This is a genomic window from Falsiroseomonas sp. (genome assembly GCF_051860665.1).
GTDB lineage: Bacteria > Pseudomonadota > Alphaproteobacteria > Acetobacterales > Acetobacteraceae > Falsiroseomonas.
Genome location: NZ_JBHYDM010000049.1, coordinates 16,249 through 33,090 on the forward strand (window position 1 = coordinate 16,249; position 16,842 = coordinate 33,090).

19 protein-coding genes and 1 pseudogene are annotated in these 16,842 nt (G+C 72.2%); 11 read left to right on the forward strand and 9 right to left on the reverse strand.

Annotation, left to right across the window (positions count from 1 at the left end; genetic code table 11):
• Window positions 1-12 precede the first annotated feature (12 nt).
• Window positions 13-594: a helix-turn-helix domain-containing protein gene (locus ACTIF1_RS25625; RefSeq protein ID WP_439599301.1), complete on the reverse strand. Its 582-nt coding sequence runs from the start codon at window positions 592-594 to the stop codon at window positions 13-15.
• 50 nt (window positions 595-644) lie between these two features.
• Between ACTIF1_RS25625 and ACTIF1_RS25630 the strand changes: the two genes are divergently transcribed.
• Window positions 645-860: a hypothetical protein gene (locus tag ACTIF1_RS25630; protein ID WP_439599302.1), complete on the forward strand. Its 216-nt coding sequence runs from the start codon at window positions 645-647 to the stop codon at window positions 858-860.
• Here the strand turns inward: ACTIF1_RS25630 and ACTIF1_RS25635 are convergent.
• From ACTIF1_RS25635 to ACTIF1_RS25645, 3 genes are all read right to left on the reverse strand, one after another.
• Complete coding sequence (locus tag ACTIF1_RS25635) at window positions 857-1,417, reverse strand: hypothetical protein (RefSeq protein ID WP_439599303.1); 561 nt, start codon at window positions 1,415-1,417, stop codon at window positions 857-859. The two genes, ACTIF1_RS25630 and ACTIF1_RS25635, sit on opposite strands and share 4 nt — an antisense overlap.
• Before the next feature lie 47 nt (window positions 1,418-1,464).
• Window positions 1,465-1,992: a bactofilin family protein gene (locus ACTIF1_RS25640; RefSeq protein ID WP_439599304.1), complete on the reverse strand. Its 528-nt coding sequence runs from the start codon at window positions 1,990-1,992 to the stop codon at window positions 1,465-1,467.
• A gap of 374 nt (window positions 1,993-2,366) precedes the next feature.
• Window positions 2,367-3,020: an EI24 domain-containing protein gene (locus ACTIF1_RS25645; RefSeq protein WP_439599305.1), complete on the reverse strand. Its 654-nt coding sequence runs from the start codon at window positions 3,018-3,020 to the stop codon at window positions 2,367-2,369.
• Between the two features lie 152 nt (window positions 3,021-3,172).
• Between ACTIF1_RS25645 and ACTIF1_RS25650 the strand changes: the two genes are divergently transcribed.
• The 7 genes from ACTIF1_RS25650 to ACTIF1_RS25680 all read left to right on the forward strand — a co-directional run bounded on the left by ACTIF1_RS25650 (window position 3,173) and on the right by ACTIF1_RS25680 (window position 9,962).
• On the forward strand, window positions 3,173-4,162 hold the full coding sequence (locus tag ACTIF1_RS25650; RefSeq protein ID WP_439599306.1) for an adenosine kinase: 990 nt from the start codon (window positions 3,173-3,175) through the stop codon (window positions 4,160-4,162).
• Window positions 4,163-4,283: 121 nt separating this feature from the next.
• On the forward strand, window positions 4,284-4,913 hold the full coding sequence (locus ACTIF1_RS25655) for a hypothetical protein (RefSeq protein ID WP_439599307.1): 630 nt from the start codon (window positions 4,284-4,286) through the stop codon (window positions 4,911-4,913).
• 238 nt (window positions 4,914-5,151) lie between these two features.
• Window positions 5,152-6,981: a translational GTPase TypA gene (gene typA, locus ACTIF1_RS25660; protein ID WP_439599308.1), complete on the forward strand. Its 1,830-nt coding sequence runs from the start codon at window positions 5,152-5,154 to the stop codon at window positions 6,979-6,981.
• A 181-nt stretch (window positions 6,982-7,162) separates the two neighbouring features.
• On the forward strand, window positions 7,163-7,645 hold the full coding sequence (locus ACTIF1_RS25665) for a hypothetical protein (RefSeq protein ID WP_439599309.1): 483 nt from the start codon (window positions 7,163-7,165) through the stop codon (window positions 7,643-7,645).
• Window positions 7,646-7,907: 262 nt separating this feature from the next.
• Window positions 7,908-8,255: an AbrB/MazE/SpoVT family DNA-binding domain-containing protein gene (locus ACTIF1_RS25670; protein WP_439599310.1), complete on the forward strand. Its 348-nt coding sequence runs from the start codon at window positions 7,908-7,910 to the stop codon at window positions 8,253-8,255.
• A 79-nt stretch (window positions 8,256-8,334) separates the two neighbouring features.
• A complete protein-coding gene (locus ACTIF1_RS25675) occupies window positions 8,335-9,618 on the forward strand; it encodes an AmpG family muropeptide MFS transporter (protein WP_439599311.1) in 1,284 nt (427 codons plus the stop codon).
• Window positions 9,615-9,962, forward strand: coding sequence for a DMT family protein (locus tag ACTIF1_RS25680; protein WP_439599312.1), 348 nt, complete (start codon window positions 9,615-9,617; stop codon window positions 9,960-9,962). The genes ACTIF1_RS25675 and ACTIF1_RS25680 overlap by 4 nt, the downstream gene beginning before the upstream one ends.
• Before the next feature lie 3 nt (window positions 9,963-9,965).
• On the opposite strand, the gene ACTIF1_RS25685 is transcribed toward ACTIF1_RS25680, so the two are convergent.
• Both ACTIF1_RS25685 and ACTIF1_RS25690 read right to left on the reverse strand, forming a co-directional pair.
• Window positions 9,966-10,592, reverse strand: coding sequence for a Maf family protein (locus tag ACTIF1_RS25685; RefSeq protein WP_439599313.1), 627 nt, complete (start codon window positions 10,590-10,592; stop codon window positions 9,966-9,968).
• Complete coding sequence (locus ACTIF1_RS25690; protein ID WP_439599314.1) at window positions 10,592-11,479, reverse strand: pyruvate, water dikinase regulatory protein; 888 nt, start codon at window positions 11,477-11,479, stop codon at window positions 10,592-10,594. Before ACTIF1_RS25690 ends, ACTIF1_RS25685 begins: the two co-directional genes overlap by 1 nt.
• A 511-nt stretch (window positions 11,480-11,990) precedes the next feature.
• On the opposite strand from ACTIF1_RS25690, the gene hemE reads away from it, so the two are divergent.
• Window positions 11,991-13,034: a uroporphyrinogen decarboxylase gene (hemE, locus tag ACTIF1_RS25695; RefSeq protein WP_439599315.1), complete on the forward strand. Its 1,044-nt coding sequence runs from the start codon at window positions 11,991-11,993 to the stop codon at window positions 13,032-13,034.
• Window positions 13,035-13,078: 44 nt separating this feature from the next.
• Here the strand turns inward: hemE and mltA are convergent, their stop codons facing one another.
• Window positions 13,079-14,152, reverse strand: coding sequence for a murein transglycosylase A (mltA, locus tag ACTIF1_RS25700; RefSeq protein WP_439599316.1), 1,074 nt, complete (start codon window positions 14,150-14,152; stop codon window positions 13,079-13,081).
• 52 nt (window positions 14,153-14,204) lie between these two features.
• Window positions 14,205-14,885 (reverse strand): Tim44/TimA family putative adaptor protein, encoded by a 681-nt coding sequence (locus ACTIF1_RS25705; RefSeq protein WP_439599317.1) that lies wholly within the window; start codon window positions 14,883-14,885, stop codon window positions 14,205-14,207.
• 177 nt (window positions 14,886-15,062) lie between these two features.
• On the opposite strand from ACTIF1_RS25705, the gene ACTIF1_RS25710 reads away from it, so the two are divergent.
• Window positions 15,063-15,620 (forward strand): histidine phosphatase family protein, encoded by a 558-nt coding sequence (locus ACTIF1_RS25710; RefSeq protein ID WP_439599318.1) that lies wholly within the window; start codon window positions 15,063-15,065, stop codon window positions 15,618-15,620.
• A gap of 22 nt (window positions 15,621-15,642) precedes the next feature.
• On the opposite strand, the gene ACTIF1_RS25715 is transcribed toward ACTIF1_RS25710, so the two are convergent.
• Window positions 15,643-16,335: a YggS family pyridoxal phosphate-dependent enzyme gene (locus tag ACTIF1_RS25715; RefSeq protein ID WP_439599319.1), complete on the reverse strand. Its 693-nt coding sequence runs from the start codon at window positions 16,333-16,335 to the stop codon at window positions 15,643-15,645.
• An 81-nt stretch (window positions 16,336-16,416) separates the two neighbouring features.
• On the opposite strand from ACTIF1_RS25715, the pseudogene ACTIF1_RS25720 reads away from it, so the two are divergent.
• Window positions 16,417-16,842 (forward strand): annotated as a pseudogene (locus tag ACTIF1_RS25720) (hypothetical protein); the annotation flags it as partial.

Consider the following 16,842-nt stretch of genomic DNA (forward strand, 5'->3'; position numbering starts at 1 on the left):
CTGCGGAAGCCCTCAGCGCCGCGCCACCGCCACGACATAGAGGCAGGGTTGCGTGGCGGAGGGGTTTTCGTAGCGGCAATCCGCCGGCGGGCCCAGCGCGAGGCAATCGCCCGGCGCCAGGCGGTGGCTCCGCGGCCCCTCATGGAACAGCAGCTCCCCCTCCAGCAGCCAGATGCACTGGCCGCCGAGCAGCGCATAGCTCTCGGCCGGATAGGGCACCACCGCGCCCGGCGGCAGCTCCACCCGCACCAGTTCGGGATTGGCGCCGGGCGGCGAGAGCAGGCGGCGCAGATAGCCGGTGCCGGGATCCCGCCAGGTCGCCTGCCCCGCCTGGCGGACCACCACCCCGCCCGGTGCCACCGCCTCCGCCCGCGCCAGCAGGGCCGAGAGGGTCAGGCCGAAGGGGCCGGAGAGGCGGCCGAGCAGCGCCGCGGTCGGGCTGGCCTCCGCGCGCTCCACCTTGCTGATCATGGCGCGGGAGACGCCGGAGCGTTCGGCCAGCTCCGCGATCGACCAGCCGCGCGCCTCCCGCTCCGCCCGCAGGCGGGCGGCCAGGCGCTGGCTGGCGGGATCGGGGGTCAGGTCGTCTTGCATGGTGGATTTCTGTCTATCATAGTTTCTGCTCCCTGCATGGAGCGGCGCGCATGACCTCCCCGATCGGCCATAATGGCGGCCCGCCGCTGGAAGAGCCCGATCCGGAGGAAGCCTATCGCCATTACTGCTGGAAGCGCGCGCATCGCCGTGCCTGGCGCAGCCCGGGGCGGGAGATCGTGCTGCGCCGGCTGGAGCGGGCCGAGGCGCTGGGCATGAGCTATCACGACTATACGCTCGAAATCCTGGAGCGCGGCCGCTACCTCTAGGCGCCCGTGGCGCCGGCGGGGAGGGGCAAGGGCTCCGGCGCTGGCTCCGGCGCCGGCGGCAGCAGGTCCTGGGCGGGGCCGCGGGCGATGTCGCGCAGGCAGGCAGCCTCGCCGCGGCGGGTGGTGCCGATCGCCCGCGCGGCGGCGAAGGCCACCCGCATCCCGGTGCCGGGCGCGTCGTCGCGGTAGAAGACCAGGTCGAGATGGCATTGCGGGCCCTGGTAGTGCCAGATCTCCGCCATGCCCTCCTCCCGCCGCAGGCGCGGCGCGCCGAGCCAGGCGGTGATGCGCTCCGGTGGGTGGCCCACCAGCTGCCCCGCCATGGTGGGCGGCGGCTCCCGCGCGCCGCGCAGCACGGCGGCGGGATGGGCGGCGGGCGGCGGCGGGATCGGGACGGTGCCCTCTCCCCCGGCCGCCGCCGGGCGCGGGGCAATGCCGGCCAGGCTCGCCTGGTGCGAGGCCAGCGCCTCCTGCAGCACCAGGGCGGGGTCGGCGGGGTCCGGCTGGGCGCAGCCGGAGGCGAGCGCGGCCAGCAGCAGCAGGCCGCCGCGGCGCATGATCCGCGGGGCCGGCCGAGGACCCGGCCGGAACCCGCGGGGGCGCATCAGCCCTCGGCGTAGGCGCGCGGGGCCGGGCCGGCGGGAATCTGGCCCTCGCCCAGCATCTCCATCTTGCCGGAGATCTGGCCGCCATCCTCGACCATCAGGCGGCGGCAGCGGGCGGTGCCGATGACGCGGCCGGTGCCGCGGATCACCAGCTGGCCGCGCGCCGTCAGCGTGCCGTCGAAGGTGCCGGCGATCTCGGCATCCTCGACCTGGACCTCGCCCTTGAAGACGCCGGTCTGGCTGATGGAGAGCTCGGTCGCCTGGATCATCTGGCTCTCGACCGTGCCTTCCACCACCAGGCGCTCGGCATCCGCCACCGTGCCCTGCAGGCTGATGCCGCGGCCCACCACCAGGGTGCGGCGATCCGGCGCCTGCGGGCGCGGGGTCGGCATGGTCGGCGCGCCACCCGGCTGCGGGCTGCCCATCTGACCGCCCATCTGGGGCGGGCGCGGCGGAATGGCGGTGCCCGCGGGCGGCGTCGGGCCGGTCGGCATGGTCGGGGTGGGCGGCTTCGGAGCAAGGCTCATGGTGGAGGCATCCCTGGAGGGTCGGAGTGACGGTGCGCCCAGATCCGGGTCGCGGGCGGTGGGCACGAGGGTGGCTTGCGGTTCGGGGCGCTGGTCCGGACTGGGCTCGGCCGGCTTTTCTTCCCGGCGACGGCCGAAGACATTCATCATCGTCCCCCTTCAACGGTTGCGGGCGGCAGCGTCGCATCCCGGCGCAGCGGGCCGGGCGGCATGGTGCCCGGCGATGCGGCAGGCGCGCTGCCAGCGCTCCGTGCAGGTGCATCGGCTAACACGCTCCGCGCCGAGGAGACAACGCCGCGAAGGCCCCGCCGCGGCGATTTGCCGCAAGTCATCCACCGGAAATGCCAGGCGGAAAGTTCCGGCGCGTATTCGTCTCAGCCTGCCCGGTGCAGCAGGTGGGTCATGGCGGCGGTGCCGAGCACCGGCACCAGCAGGTTGAGCCCCGGCACCGCCGCGACCAGCGCCAGCACGCCGCCAAGCCCCCAGATGGCGAGGCGCCGCCGGCGGCGCAGCAGCCGCGCGGCATCGCGGCCCATCCGGCGCAGCGCCACCCCTTCGAACAGCCCCTGGCCCAGCCCGATGGCGGCCACCGCCCAGAGCAGCACCAGCCCGATGCCCGGCAGCAGCAGCGACAGCGGCAGCAGCACCAGGGTCAGCCCCACCATCCGCGCCGCCAGAACCGAGGAGCTCCAGATCTGGGCGGGTACGGAGGCGCCCTGCGGCGGCGGCAGGGCCGGGTAATGGCGGCGCTCCACCGCCTCCGCCACCCCATCCAGGAACAGGCCGGACATCGCCAGCAGCAGCGGGATGAACAGCCACCAGGCAGCGACCGCCACCAGCAGGGCGCCGGCCGCGGCGGCGGCGGTGGCCAGCCAGCCCTCGCCGCCCGCCACGGCGCCGAGCCCCCAGGCGGATAGCCAGCCCAGCCCGACCAGCCCCGCCAGTGCCCCCAGCGCACCGAAGACCAGCGGCCGCCGGAAGGCGGGGTCGGGAATCTGGCGCAGCGCCAGCAGCAGGTTCTGGATCATCCTCGTCAATTGGCCTGGCCGCGGGGGCGGGCCAAGGCGGCGGCCTGCGGCCCGGGGTCAAAAGGGGTTCAGGCGCGGTTCATGCGGCCAAGGCTAGCGTCCTGCCCGCCGTTCCGGCAGTTTCCGCGCATTCGAGAAAGGCCGCCCGCATCATGAACAACGCCACCCCGCCCAAGCTCGACCTGCTGGGCATCGGCAATGCCATCGTCGATGTGCTCGCCCGTGCCGAGGACGGCTTCCTGGCCGCGCAGGCCATGACCAAGGGCAGCATGGCGCTGATCGACACCGCGGCGGCGGAGCGGATCTACGCCGCCATGGGCCCGGGCGTGGAGGGCAGCGGCGGCTCGGCGGCCAATACCTGCGCCGTCGCCGCGGCGCTCGGCGCCCGCGTGGGCTTCCTGGGCAAGGTGGCCGCGGACGAGCTGGGCCGGGTCTTTGGCCACGACATCCGCGCCGCCGGCGTGCATTTCCCGACCCCGCCCCTCTCCGGCGGGGCGCCCACCGCGCGCTGCCTAATCCTGGTGACGCCGGACGGCCAGCGCACCATGAACACCTATCTCGGCGCCTGCGTCGCCTTCGGGCCGGGGGATGTGGACGAGGCCGAGGTGGCCTCCGCCGCCGTCACCTACCTCGAGGGCTACCTCTTCGACCCGCCCGAGGCCAAGGCCGCATTTTTCAAGGCCTCCCGGGCTGCTCACGCAGCCGGTCGGAAGATCGCGCTAACGCTGTCCGACCCCTTCTGCGTCGGCCGCCACCGCGCCGCCTTCCAGGATTTCGTGAAGAACGAGACCGACATCCTCTTCGCCAACGAGGCGGAGATCCTGTCGCTCTATGAGACGGAGAGCCTGGAGGCCGCCGTGGCGCGGCTGCGGCAGGAGGTCTCGCTGGCCGCCATCACACGGTCCGAGCATGGCAGCCTGGTGATCTCCGGCGCCGAGCAATGGCAGGTGGCGGCGGTGCCGACCCAGGTGGTGGACACGACGGGCGCCGGCGATGCCTATGCCGCCGGCTTCCTGGCCGCCCTGGCCCAGGGCCAGGCGCTGGCCGAATGCGGCCGCTGGGGCTCCGTCGCGGCGGCGGAGGCCATCAGCCATTTCGGCGCCCGGCCGCAGACGGATCTCAAGGCGCTGGTGGCGCGCTGAGGCGGGGAACTTCAAGCTCCGCCGCACGTTGCCGGCCGCCGCGGCGCCGGGAAACCACGTCGCACCGCAAGGCGTTGGAACCTCCGAACGGGCCACCCGGCCCCCATGAAGGAGGTTCAAGATGCGAAGCAACTCCGCCCTGCTGCTGGCCAGCGCCCTGATCCTGCCATGGGCGGCGCAGGCCCAAGTGAGCCAGCCCCTGACCTCGGCGCCCCTGACCTCGGCGCCCCTGGCCTCGGCGCCCCCGACCTCGGCGCCCATGACCTCGGCGCCCATGACCTCGGCGCCGATGGCGCCGAGCCTGGACTCCGCCTCCTCCGCGAGCGCGATGGACACCGCGGCGGTCGAGAATCTCCTGCAAAGCGCGCGTCAGGCGCTTTCTTCCAGCCGGACGGCGCAGGCGCGCGAAAACCTGGAACAGGCGGAGACGCGGCTGCTGACGCGCTCCACCCTGCCGAGCCAGGCCGGCACGCCCCTGGCGCGCGGCCCGGTCGCCGACATCTCCGCGGCGCGGGAGGCGCTGGACCGGCGCGACCGCGCGGCGGTGAACCGGCATATCGACCAGGCCTTGGCTGCTCTGCGCCAGCCCGCCGGCCTCAGCCCCGGCCCGGTGGAGGACATGGCCACCGGCCGAGGCATGCCCTCCGCCCCGGCCAGCGGCGGCGGCGGCGCGGGCGCGCCGCGCAACCTGGGCCCGACCCCGGCGCCGATGTTCCAGCCGGGCCCGATGCCGGGGCCTGGCGCCCGATAGGGCCGCGATCCGGCAGCCCCGCCTTGCGGACGGGGCTGCCCCGGGCCGGCCGGATGCGGTTCGCGCTCGCTTTTTCGCGGCTTCCGCCTTATGTGTGCGCCGCATCAAAGCCAATGGCCCAGCGAAGTGCCTGGATGACCGTCCCCTGACGGTCATGCCCGGGGCGGCGGGGGTCGGCGCGAGGCGGTCCTGCGGGATTGCCCGCTCACACTCTTTAGGCCGGAACCCGGACGAACCCATGGACATTCGCAACGTCGCGATCATCGCACACGTCGACCACGGCAAGACCACGCTCGTCGACAATCTCCTGAAGCAGGCCGGCGCCTTCCGCACCAACCAGGTGGTGGCGGAACGCGCGATGGATCGCAACGACCTCGAGCGCGAGCGCGGCATCACCATCCTCGCCAAGTCCACCGCCGTCGAGTGGAAGGGCGTGAAGATCAATATCGTCGACACCCCCGGCCACGCCGACTTCGGCGGCGAGGTGGAGCGCATCCTCTCCATGGTCGATGGCGCCATCGTGCTCTGCGACGCGGCGGAAGGCCCGCTGCCGCAGACCAAGTTCGTGCTGACCAAGGCGCTGGCCCGCGGCCTGAAGCCGATCGTCGTCATCAACAAGGTCGACCGCCAGGACGCCCGCCCGGACGAGGTGCATAACGAGGTCTTCGACCTCTTCGCCGCCCTCGGCGCGACGGACGAGCAGCTGGACTTCCACACCATGTTCGCCTCCGGCCGCCAGGGCTGGGCGGACCTGACCATGGACGGGCCGCGCAAGGACCTCGGTCCGATGTTCGACCTGATCCTCTCCCACGTTCCGGCGCCGAAGGTCGACCTGGACAAGCCCTTCGCGATGAATGCCTCGATCCTCGAGGCCGACAACTTCCTGGGCCGCATCCTGACCGGCCGGGTGGAGCAGGGCACGGCGCGCCTCAACATGCCCGTCCGCGTGCTGCGCCAGGACGGCACGGTGGTGGAGAATGGCCGCCTGACCAAGCTGATGACCTTCTCCGGCCTGGACCGCGTGCCGGTCGATGAGGTGCAGGCGGGCGACATCATCGCCATCGCCGGCCTGTCGGACGCCACCATCCCGGACACCATCGCCGCCCCGGAGGTGACGGAACCGCTGCCCGCGATCCCGGTGGACCCGCCGACGCTCGCCATGACCTTCCGGATCAATGACGGCCCGCTCGGCGGCCGCGAGGGCAAGAAGGTCACCTCCCGCCAGATCCGCGACCGCCTGTTCAAGGAAACGGAGGGCAATGTCGCCATCAAGGTGAAGGTGTCCGAGGAAGTGGATGCCTTCGAGGTCGCCGGCCGCGGCGAGCTGCAGCTCGGCGTGCTGATCGAGACGATGCGTCGCGAGGGCTTCGAGCTGACCATCGGCCGCCCCCGCGTGCTGACGCGGGAGAATCCGGAGACGGGCGAGCGTGAGGAGCCCTTCGAGGAAGTCCTGGTCGATGTCGATGAGGGTTATGCGGGCGTGGTGGTGGAGAAGCTGTCCCTGCGCAAGGGCCAGATGCAGGACATGCGGCCCTCCGGCGGCGGCAAGGTGCGCCTGACCTTCCACATCCCGTCGCGTGGCCTGATCGGCTACCATGGCGAGTTCATGACCGACACGCGCGGCACGGGCATGATGAACCGCCTCTTCCTGGGCTATCAGCCCTGGGCGGGGACGATCGAGGGCCGTCGCAACGGCTCGCTGATCTCCAACTCCGATGGCGAGGCGATCCAGTACTCGCTCTTCTCGCTGCAGGAGCGCGGCACGCTTTTCGTGGACCCCGGCGTGAAGGTCTATGTCGGCATGATCCTAGGCGAGCATTCCCGGGACAACGACCTGGACGTGAACCCGATCAAGGAAAAGAAGCTCACCAATATCCGTGCCGCCGGCAAGGATGAGGCGCTGCTGCTGGTGCCGCCCCGCCGGATGAGCCTGGAGCAGGCCATCGCCTATATCGAGGAGGACGAGCTGGTGGAGGTGACGCCGACCGCGGTGCGCCTGCGCAAGCGCTACCTCGACCCGCATGAGCGCAAGAAGAACGCGCGCAAGTCGGAGAGCGAGGCGGCCTGATCTTTCGCCTGAGACCAAGGACCAGGGCCCCCCGCCACCGCGAGGGGCCCTTTTTCATGCCCGGGCGCCCGGGCAAGCCGCAGCCTATGGCCGCCATCGAAAGCCCCCGCCTGCACCTGCCACGGTTCGCGCCCTAGCCTCCGGGCCCAGGGCGAGGGCCCGAGGGGCAGGAGAAAAGGTCATGAATGCGGGTCGATCCAAGCCACCCACGCGCCGCGGCCTGCGGGCCGCGCGAAGCTGGCTGGACCTGGCGGGAAGCTGGGGGCGGGCGGGCGCCAACCAGGCGGTCGCGCATCGGCCCGGCGCCGCGGCCGGCGGCCAGAAGGAAGCCGGCCGGAAGGCGGGCGGCCGCGCCTCCGCAACGCCCGCAAGGCTGCCCGGGATCGGCCCGGCGGAGGCCGCCGCCAGCTGGGACCCGGCGGATGGCGATGCCTATTTCCAGGGCTGGCGCGGCGCCGATGTGCTGACGCTGCGCCAGGTCACCCTCACCCAGCTGATCTCGGCCATCAATGTGCGGCAGGCCGGGCTTTCGCTGCATCTCGATCGCGACGGTGGCATCGGTTTCATTGACCGGGCGGGGGAGCCCTGCGCCTTCAGCGGCGACCTGACCCTGCGGGGCGCGACCCTGCGCTGGGACGGGGTGATGCGCATCCTGCTCGGCTGAGCGGAGACAGGCGCCCTGCGGCGCGCCGCCGGAGGAGGTCCGGTTAGGGGGTGCGCGGCGCGCCACAGGGACCGGGACCGAAGCGGGGGGCGCCACGGGACCGTGACGGTGACGCTACACCTTTGCTGCACCGCCCCCAAAAGGTTTCGTCGATGCCGGGTATGCGAGGCCGGCGCGGCACCCATACCCGCCGCGCGCGCCCCTTTGCGTCACAGCCCCCAGTTGCGGCACACTCCGGATTCGCAATGGTTCGGAAGGGTGCATGCGCGCGCACAGATTGCAGCTCGATACGCGCGGACGGGTGCTGCTGACACCGGCGCTGCGGGCCGCCACCGGACTGGTGCCGGGCCTGAAGCTGCGCGTCGCGGTGGAGGATGGGGAGGTGGCCGTCTCCCCCGGCGAAATGCCGGAGCGCGGACGCAGCCCGACCCTGGACCGCAAGGGCCGCCTCACCCTGCCCGGGCCACTGCGCCGGTCGCTCGGCCTGGTGCCGGGGGCGGTGCTGCTGCTGCGGGTGGATGCGCCCGGACTGCGGCTGGTGACGCCGGCACGCCTGCTCGGCCGGATGAAGGCCGCGCGGCTGGCCCTGGCCAAGGCGTTGGAGGAATAGGCGCAGCGCCTTGAATCGGGCGGGCTTTTCGCGGCGCGGCAAAAGGGCTTAACAGGTTCCGCCGCCGAAGGAGTTCCGCTTGGCCTCGCTGATGCCGGATGCGCTGCGTCGAACGGCGCTGTTCCAGGATCGCCGCCTGCTGCTGATGCTGGCGCTCGGCTTCTCCGCCGGGCTGCCGCTGCCGCTGGCGGCGGGGCAGGTGCTGCGGCAATGGTTCACCGAAAGCGGCATGTCGCTCGGCGCGCTGGGGCTCACCGCGCTGATCGGCCTGGCCTATGCGAACAAGTTCCTCTGGTCGCCGGTCTTCGACGCGGTGCGGCCGCCCTTTCTCGGCCGCCGACGCGGCTGGCTGGTGGTGCTGCAACTGGCGCTGATGGCCGCCATCGCCGGCATCGGCCTGACCGACCCGACCCAGGGCGCGCAGGCTACCGTGCTGCTGGCGGTGCTGGTCGCCTTCCTCTCGGCCAGCCAGGACATCGTGATCGATGCCTGGCGCATCGAGATGCTGGGCGAGGATGCGGAGCGCCAGGCCTATGGACTGGCCGCCTATGTCTGGGGCTATCGGCTGGCGCTGCTGGCGAGCGGCGCCGGCACGCTGCTGCTGGTGGCGCATATCGGCTGGTCCGGCGCCTATTTCTACGCCGCCGCGCTGATGCTGGTGGGGCTGGCGGCGACGCTGGCGGGGAAAGAAGCGGTGGCCCCGCCCACCATGCCGATGGGCTGGGCGGCGCGGCTGCAGATGACGGTGGTGGCGCCCTTCCGCGACTTCATCGGCCGCCGCTACTGGCTGGCGATCCTCGCCTTCATCGCCCTGTTCAAGCTGGGCGAGGCCCTGGCCAGCATCCCGCTGACCGCCTTCTACCGCTCCGAGGGTTTTACGCGCGAAGACCTGGCCACCGTCGGCACGGTCTTCGGCCTGGCGGCGACGCTGCTGGGGGCCGTGGCGGGAAGCTGGCTGGTCGGGCGCATCGGCGTCGGGCGCGCCCTGGTGCTGACCGGGTTGGCACAGATGCTGTCCAACCTGATGTACCTGGCGCTGGTTGGCGGGGGGCGGGATATCCCGATGCTCTTCGCCCAGGTGGGGATCGAGAATTTCACCGATGGCCTCGCCGATGCGGCCTTCCTGACCTACCTCTCGCTGCTGGTGAACCGCAGCTTCAGCGCCACGCAATATGCGCTGCTTTCCTCCCTCGCCGCGGTGCCGCTGCGCAGCATCGGCGCTTCCGCCGGGCAATTGGCGGCGGCGCTGGGCTGGTCCTGGTTCTTCGCCCTGACCACGGTGGCGGCGCTGCCGGCCATGGCCATCATGCTGTTTCTCCTGAGGCGGCTGCCGCCGCCCGCGGCCAAGGACATCCCCGCATGACCAGCCCGATCTTCCTGACCCCGCTGCTGCTGATCTTCTCCAATGTGCTGATGACCTTCGCCTGGTATGGCCATCTGAAGCAGCCGTCCTGGCCGCTCTGGCTGGCGGTCTTGGCCAGCTGGGGCATCGCCTTCTTCGAATACTGCTTCGCCGTGCCGGCCAACCGCATCGGCTATGGCACCTTCACGGGGCAGCAGCTGAAGGTGATGCAGGAAGTCATCACCCTGGCCGTGTTTGCCGTCTTCAGCGTGATGTTCCTGGGGGAGCAGCTGCGCTGGACCTATTTCGCCGCGATGGGCTGCCTCGTCGCCGCGGTCGTCTTCATCTTCCTGCCGGTCGACTGAGACCTAGGGTCCCAGCACCCCGTGCTGCCGCAGGAATCCCAGCAGCGGCAGCAGGGGCAGGCCCAGGATGGCGCTATGGGCGCCGTCCACCTTGGCCATCAGATGCACGCCGAGGCCTTCCAGCCGATAGGCGCCGACGCTGGCCAGCAGCGCCTCGCCCTCCTCGGCCAGATAGGCGTCGAGAAAATCCTCGGAAAAATCACGCATGGTCAGCCGGGGCGTGGTGACGTCCTGCCAGATGCGCTGGCCATCCCGCCAGGCGACCGTCGCTGTCACCAGCTCATGCATCCGGCCGCGCAGCGCCAGAAGCTGGCGGCGGGCGGCGGCCATATCCGCGGGCTTGTCGTACCAGCGCAGCACGCCGGCCTCGTCGCGGCAGACCAGCAGCTGGTCGCAGCCGATCACCAGGGCCTCCGGCCGCCGGCGCGCCAGGCGCATGGCCTTGGCCTCGGCCAGCATGATGGCGGCCTCGGCGGGCGGAATGCCCTCCGCCTGGGCGGCTTCCTTGATCGCCGCCTCATCCACCGCGGCCGCCAGCGCCTCGAAGCGCAGCCCGGCTGACTCCAGCAGGGCGCGGCGGGTGGCGGAGGCACTGGCCAGGACCAGCGCCGGGCTCTCGGCCTGGCGCATCAGGCCAGGGCGCCCGCGGCCGGGTCGGCCGGGCGCGGCGGCTCGGCCGCGCGGATGCCGCGCCGGGCGTGCCAGGCCTCCATCAGCTGCAGCACGGTGGCCGCCGTTTCCTCTATGGAGCGGCGGGTGACGTCGATCACCGGCCAGCCATGCTTGGTGCAGAGCCGCCGCGCCGCCTGGATCTCCGCCTTCACCGCCTCGGGGTCCACGTAGTCGGTCGCGTCATGGTGCACGCCATGGGCGCCGATCAGCTTCAGCCGGTGGCGGCGGATCTCGATCAGGGCATTGGTCTCGATATGCAGGCCGATCACCGGGCAGGGCGCCGTCTCCAGCTCGGGCGGCAGCGGCGCGCCGGGCACCAGCGGCACATTGGCCGCCTTGATGCCGCGATTGGCGAGGTAGAAGCAGGTCGGCGTCTTGCTGCTGCGGGAGACGCCGACGATGCAGACATCGGCCTCCGCGATGCCCGCCGTGCCCTGGCCGTCATCATGCGCCAGCACATAGTGCATGGCGTCGATGCGGCGGAAGTAATCGGCATCCATCACATGCTGGGCGCCGCGCTTCTCCCGCGCCTGGGCGCCGATCGCCTGCTGCAGCATCTCCATCACCGGCTCCAGCGGCGACATGTGCTCGATATGCAGGCGGTCGCAATGCTCCTCCAGCGCCAGGCGCAGGCTGCGATCGACCAGGGTGAAGAGCACCGGGCCCGGCTCCGCCTCGATCCCCTCCAGCACCCGGTCGAGCTGCAGGCGGGAGCGGATCAGCGACCAGCGGTGATGGACGACATGCGGATCCTCGAAGCGCGAGAGCGTGGCGCGGGCGATGGAGTTCAGCGTCTCTCCCGTGCTGTCGGAGACGAGATGCAGGTTGATCGTGCGGCTTGGCATGATGGTGCACCTGGTTCCGGGCCTGACGGGCCGCCTGGTCCTGGGGCGGCCGGCCAGGATTACCCCAAGGCGAAGCCGCACGACAGGGCGCCGCGCCGCGGCCGGGGCTTTGAAGGGCTGGGGGCTGTGGAAGGCTGGGGATGCTGGGGACAGAATCCTGCCCCCGCCGGTCCCCTCCGCCGCAGTGGGGAGAACCGGTGCCCGCCGCGCACACGGGATGGAATCCGGGGGGCTGCGGGCGGTTTTCGGGGACAGTCCGATTCCGCGTGCCGAATCAAGGCGCTGTCGGGCAGGATCGGAGGGGAGGAAGCTGTGGATGAATCCTGCGGCGGCTTGATCCACATCCTCCACAGGGCCCTACAGCTACCCCAGACTCTTTAAGATTCTTTCTTCTTATGGGGGAATTGGCCTTTCCGCGGCCGTGCCCTAGGCAGGAGGTCAGCGGGCGGAACCAGGGGAGGCGGGTTTGACGGCAGAGCCAGCAGGCGCGGCAACGGGCGCAGCACCCGGCATGGGCCTCGACAAGCCCCTGCTGCGCGCCCTTTCGGGCGAGGCGGTCTGGCCGCCGCCGATGTGGCTGATGCGCCAGGCCGGGCGCTACCTGCCCGAATACCGGGAGGTCCGCGCCCAGGCGGGCGGCTTCATCACCCTCTGCACCACGCCCGAGATGGCAGCGGAGGTGACGCTGCAGCCGATCCGCCGCTATGGCATGGATGGCGCCATCCTCTTCTCCGACATCCTGATGGTGCCCTGGGCCATGGGCCAGCCGCTGCGCTTCGCGGAGGGCGAGGGCCCGCAGCTGGAGCCGCTGCGCGACCTGGCGGCGGTGAATGCGCTGGAAGTGGGCGCCGTGCGGGAACGTGCGGCCCCGATCCTGGAGACGGTGCGCCTGGTCCGCGCGGCGCTGGAGGCGCAGCACCCGAAGACCGCGCTGATCGGCTTCGCCGGCAGCCCCTTCACGGTGGCCTGCTACATGGTCGAGGGCCATGGCAGCCGCGATTTTTCCGCAACGCGCCAGATGGCTTTTGGCGATCCGGCGCTGTTCGGGAAATTGATCCGCACCCTGGTGGAAGCCACGACCGAGTACCTGCTGGCCCAGGCGGAGGCGGGGGCGGAGGCCCTGATGCTGTTCGACAGCTGGGCCGGGCTGCTGCCACCCGCACAATTCCGCCGCTGGGTGATCGAGCCCACCGCCACCATCGTGCGCAGCCTGAAGCGGCTGCACCCCTCCATCCCGATCATCGGCTTCCCGCGCCTGGCCGGGCCGCTGATCGGCGAATACACGCTGCGGACGGGGGTCAATACGGTGGCCATGGACACCTCCATGGATCCGCGCTTCGCGGCCACCGCCGTGGCGCCCACGGTGGGGCTGCAGGGCAACCTGGATCCGCTGTCGCTGATCGTCGGCGGCGATGCGATGGAGGCCGAGGCGCGGCAGATTCTGGCCGCGATGCGGGGCCGGCCCTTCGTCTTCAACCTGGGCCATGGCATCGAGAAGGTGACCCCGCCCGAGCATGTGGCGCAGCTGGTGCGGATCGTCCGTGCGGGGGGATGAGTGAAGAGCCCTCTCCCCCTGTCAGGGGGCGAGGGCATTTGTGCTCAGTTCGGCAGCAGCAGGAAAAGCGCCGCCCGGTCACGCATGCCGCCGGCCTCGGCGCCGGCGGCCTCGCCCCAGCCGGTGAACAGGTCGGCCCGGGCGGGGCCGCGGATGGCGCCGCCGGTGTCCTGCGCCACGGTCAGCCGCCGCGCCGCCCCAGTGACCCAGACAGGCGTGCCCAGCGGCGTGCGCGTGCGATCCACGGCGATCGACCGCCCTGGCGTCAGCGGGGCCCCCAGGGCGCCGAGCGGCCCGGCCTCCGGCGGCAGCTCGGCCAGGGGGCGGAAGAAGACGTAGCTCGGGTTGCGGTTCATCAGCGCCGTGGCCTCCGCCGGCGGCGCCGCGGCCAGCCAGGCGCGGATGGATTGCATCGAGACCGTCTCCCGCGTCAGCGTCCCGTTCTCCACCAGGGCGCGGCCGATGGCATAATACGAAAGGCCGTTCTGGGCGGCGTAGCCGAGGCGCAGCACGCTGCCATCGGTCATGCGGATGCGGCCGGAGCCCTGGATCTGCAGGAAAAAGGCGTCCACCGGGTCATCCACCCAGGCGAGCTCCAGGCCGCGCCCTTCCAGCGCCCCGGCCGTGATGGCGGCGCGGTCGTGGAAGGGCTGCAGGCGGCCGTCCCGCACCACGCCTGCTGTGCGCCGGCCGCGCAGGTCGGCCGCGAACTGGCCGAGATCCGCCTCCACCAGCTCCGGCGGCCGGGCGTAGAGGGGGGTCTGGTAGGGGCCGGTGCGGGTCGGGCTGCCGCGCAGCTCGGGCTCGTAATAGCCGGTGAGGACATCCTCGCCGACCGCCAACGCCGTGAAGCGGCTTTCGAAGAAGCGGCGGGCGGCTGGGGCGTCATCCGCTGCCAGGCTCTGGGCCGCGGCGCAGGCGGGCAGAAAATCGCCGGCGGTGCGGGCGGTGGCCCCCTCCCCGCCCATGGGCCGGTCTGGCGGCAGCCCGGCGAGCACCGCGCAGCTGGCCCGGAAGGCCGGCAGCGCCTCCGTCAGCCGGTCATCCGCCCATCCGGGCAGTTCGGCGAAGGACACCACCCGCGGCAGCGGCGCGGGTTCCGCACACCCCACCAGCACCACCGCGGCGCCTGCGAAAAACCTTCGCCACACGACCGCGGCAGCGTTGCAATTAAGCGGAGCGGGTGGCGGTGAGGCGCCAGGTGGGGTCGCTGCTGCGCAGGTCGCGCTGGAAGGTCCAGATATCGGTCAGTTCGGTCACGGCTTCCGCGCCGGCGGAGATGCTGCCGTCGCTGGCCGTGGTCAGGTTGATCTGGTCGCTGACGAAGCGAACCGTCACATCGGCCACGGTGCCGCGCAGGTCGGCGGCCTCGATCCCGGCTTCCTGCATGGCGCGGACTTCGGAACGCTGGGTCTCGCCGGCCTGCTCGCGGGCGGTGATGGCGCCCTCGAAGCCGCCATAGACGTCGTCGGCCAGCAGGGCGCGCAGCGTTTCGCGGTCGCCGCGGGCGAAGGCGTCCACCACCATCCGGAAGGCGGCCTCTGCGCCGTTCAGGAAGGCGTTCGGCTCGAAGCTGGGATCGACGCCCTTGATGCGGCCCAGGGCCTGGCCGGTGGGCGTGCGCGGGTCCGGCACCACATGGCGGGTGGTGCTGGCGGCGGCGGCCGGCGGCAGTTCCGGCAGCTCCGCCTCCCCGGCCGGGCGCGGGGCGCGCGGGTCGTAGGGGTGCGTGCCCTCGCGCGGCGGGCGCTCATAGCCGGTGCGACGGCCGAGCACGCTCCGCAGCCGCAGCACCAGAAAGGCCGCGACCATTGCGAACAGGATCAGATCGACAGGAAAGCCGCCCGACATTGCCAACTCCTCATCAAGCACTCACTTAAGGCGCCCCTTGCCCCCCCGCAACGCCGGAGCCTGCGATCTGTCCCCGATGCCGCGCCGAAGCTGTCCGGATGGCGTGTTTCGGGGTGGGGATTGCGGCTCCGGGCCGGCTGCGTCACCTCTCGCACCGCATCAGGAGCCGCCCCGCCCATGATCCTGCTCCGCCACGGCCAGAGCGAGTTCAACCTGCATTTCACCGCGACCCGGCGCGATCCCGGCATTGTCGATCCGCGGCTGACGCCGCTGGGCCATGCCCAGGCGGAGGAAGCGGCGGCGGCGCTGGCGGCCGAAGGCATCACGCGCATCATCGCCTCCCCCTATACCCGTGCCTTGCAGACCGCGGCGCCGGTGGCGGCGCGGCTCGGCGTGCCGGTGCTGGTCAATCCGCTGGTACGCGAACGTTACGCCTTCACCTGCGATATCGGCAGCCCCAGGACGGCGCTTTCCGCGGAATGGCCGCATCTGGACTTCGCCCATGTGGCGGAGACCTGGTGGCCGGCGCAGGAGGAACCGGCGGAGCAGGTGCTGGCCCGCGCCGCGCTGTTCCGCGGCGAGATGGCGGCGCTGGAGGACTGGTCCACCACGCTGGTGGTGGCGCATTGGGGTTTCATCCTGGCCATGACGGGCCAATCGGTCGGCAACGGCACCTGGCTGCGCTGCGACCCGACGGAGCCGGCGCTGACCGAGGTGTCCTGGAAGCATCATTAGGACCGCCCGCCGCGGCCCGGCTTCAGGCTGGCGCGGGGCGGCCGCCAAAAATGGCGGTGCCGACGCGGATATGGGTGGCGCCTTCGGCGATCGCCGCCTCGAAATCGCCGCTCATGCCCATGGACAGCACCGGCAGGCCGTGCCGCGCGGCCATCTCGGCCAATAGACAAAAATGCGGGCGGGGATCGGCCTCGGCGGGGGGGATGCACATCAGCCCGGCCACCGGCAGGCCATGCTCCTCGCGGCAGGCACGGATGAAGGCATCCGCCTCGGCGCGGGCGATGCCGGCCTTTTGCGGCTCGTCGCCGGTATTGACCTGCACCAGCAGCCGCGGCTGGCGACCCTCCCGCGCCATGGCCTCGCGCAGCGCCAGGGCCAGTTTCGGCCGGTCCAGGCTCTCGATGACATCGGCCAGGCGCACCGCCTCGCGCGCCTTGTTGGTCTGCAGGGCGCCGATCAGATGCAGGCGCAGCGTCGGCCAGGCGGGGCGCAGCGCGGGGAATTTGGCTTCCGCCTCCTGCACCCGGTTCTCGCCGAAGACGAGCTGGCCGCAGCCCAGCGCCGCCTCCACCGCCGCGGCCGGATGGGTCTTGGAGACGGCGACCAGGGTGACGGAGGTCGGGTCGCGCTTGGCGCGGGCGCAGGCCTCGGCGATCCTGGCGCGGATCTGGGCGAGGCGGGTGGCGATGGGATCGGCGGGCAGGTCGTTGGGCATGGGGCCGAGCCTAAAGCAGATCCGGTGCCGGCGGAAACGCATGGGCCAGGGCCGTTGAGGCTGCAGGGATGGTCCCGGCGGTTGCCACCGGCGCGGGATGCGCGCGGGGCGCTGCCCCGGCTGTGGCTGGTCTCGGACCCCAGGCGGCTGCCGGATCCCTGCGCCGCGGCGGCGCGGCTGCCGCGCGGCGCGGGGGTTTTGGCGCGCGGCCTGGCGCCGGGGGTGCTGGCGCGGCTGCGGCTGCTGGCGCGGGCCCGCGGGCTGGTGCTGCTGCTGGGCGGCGATGCGGCCGGCGCGCTGCGGGCCCGCTGCGGCCTGCATCTTCCGGACCGGCCGCCGGGCCCGGACCTGCTCGCCTTCCTGGCGGCGCGGCGGCGCGGTGCGCCATGGGCACGGCTGACACTCGCGGTGCATGGCCGGGACGCGGTGGCGCGGGGACGGCGGCTGCGGGCGGATTGCGGCTTCGTCTCACCGGCCTTCGCCACCGCGAGCCATCCCGGCGCGCCG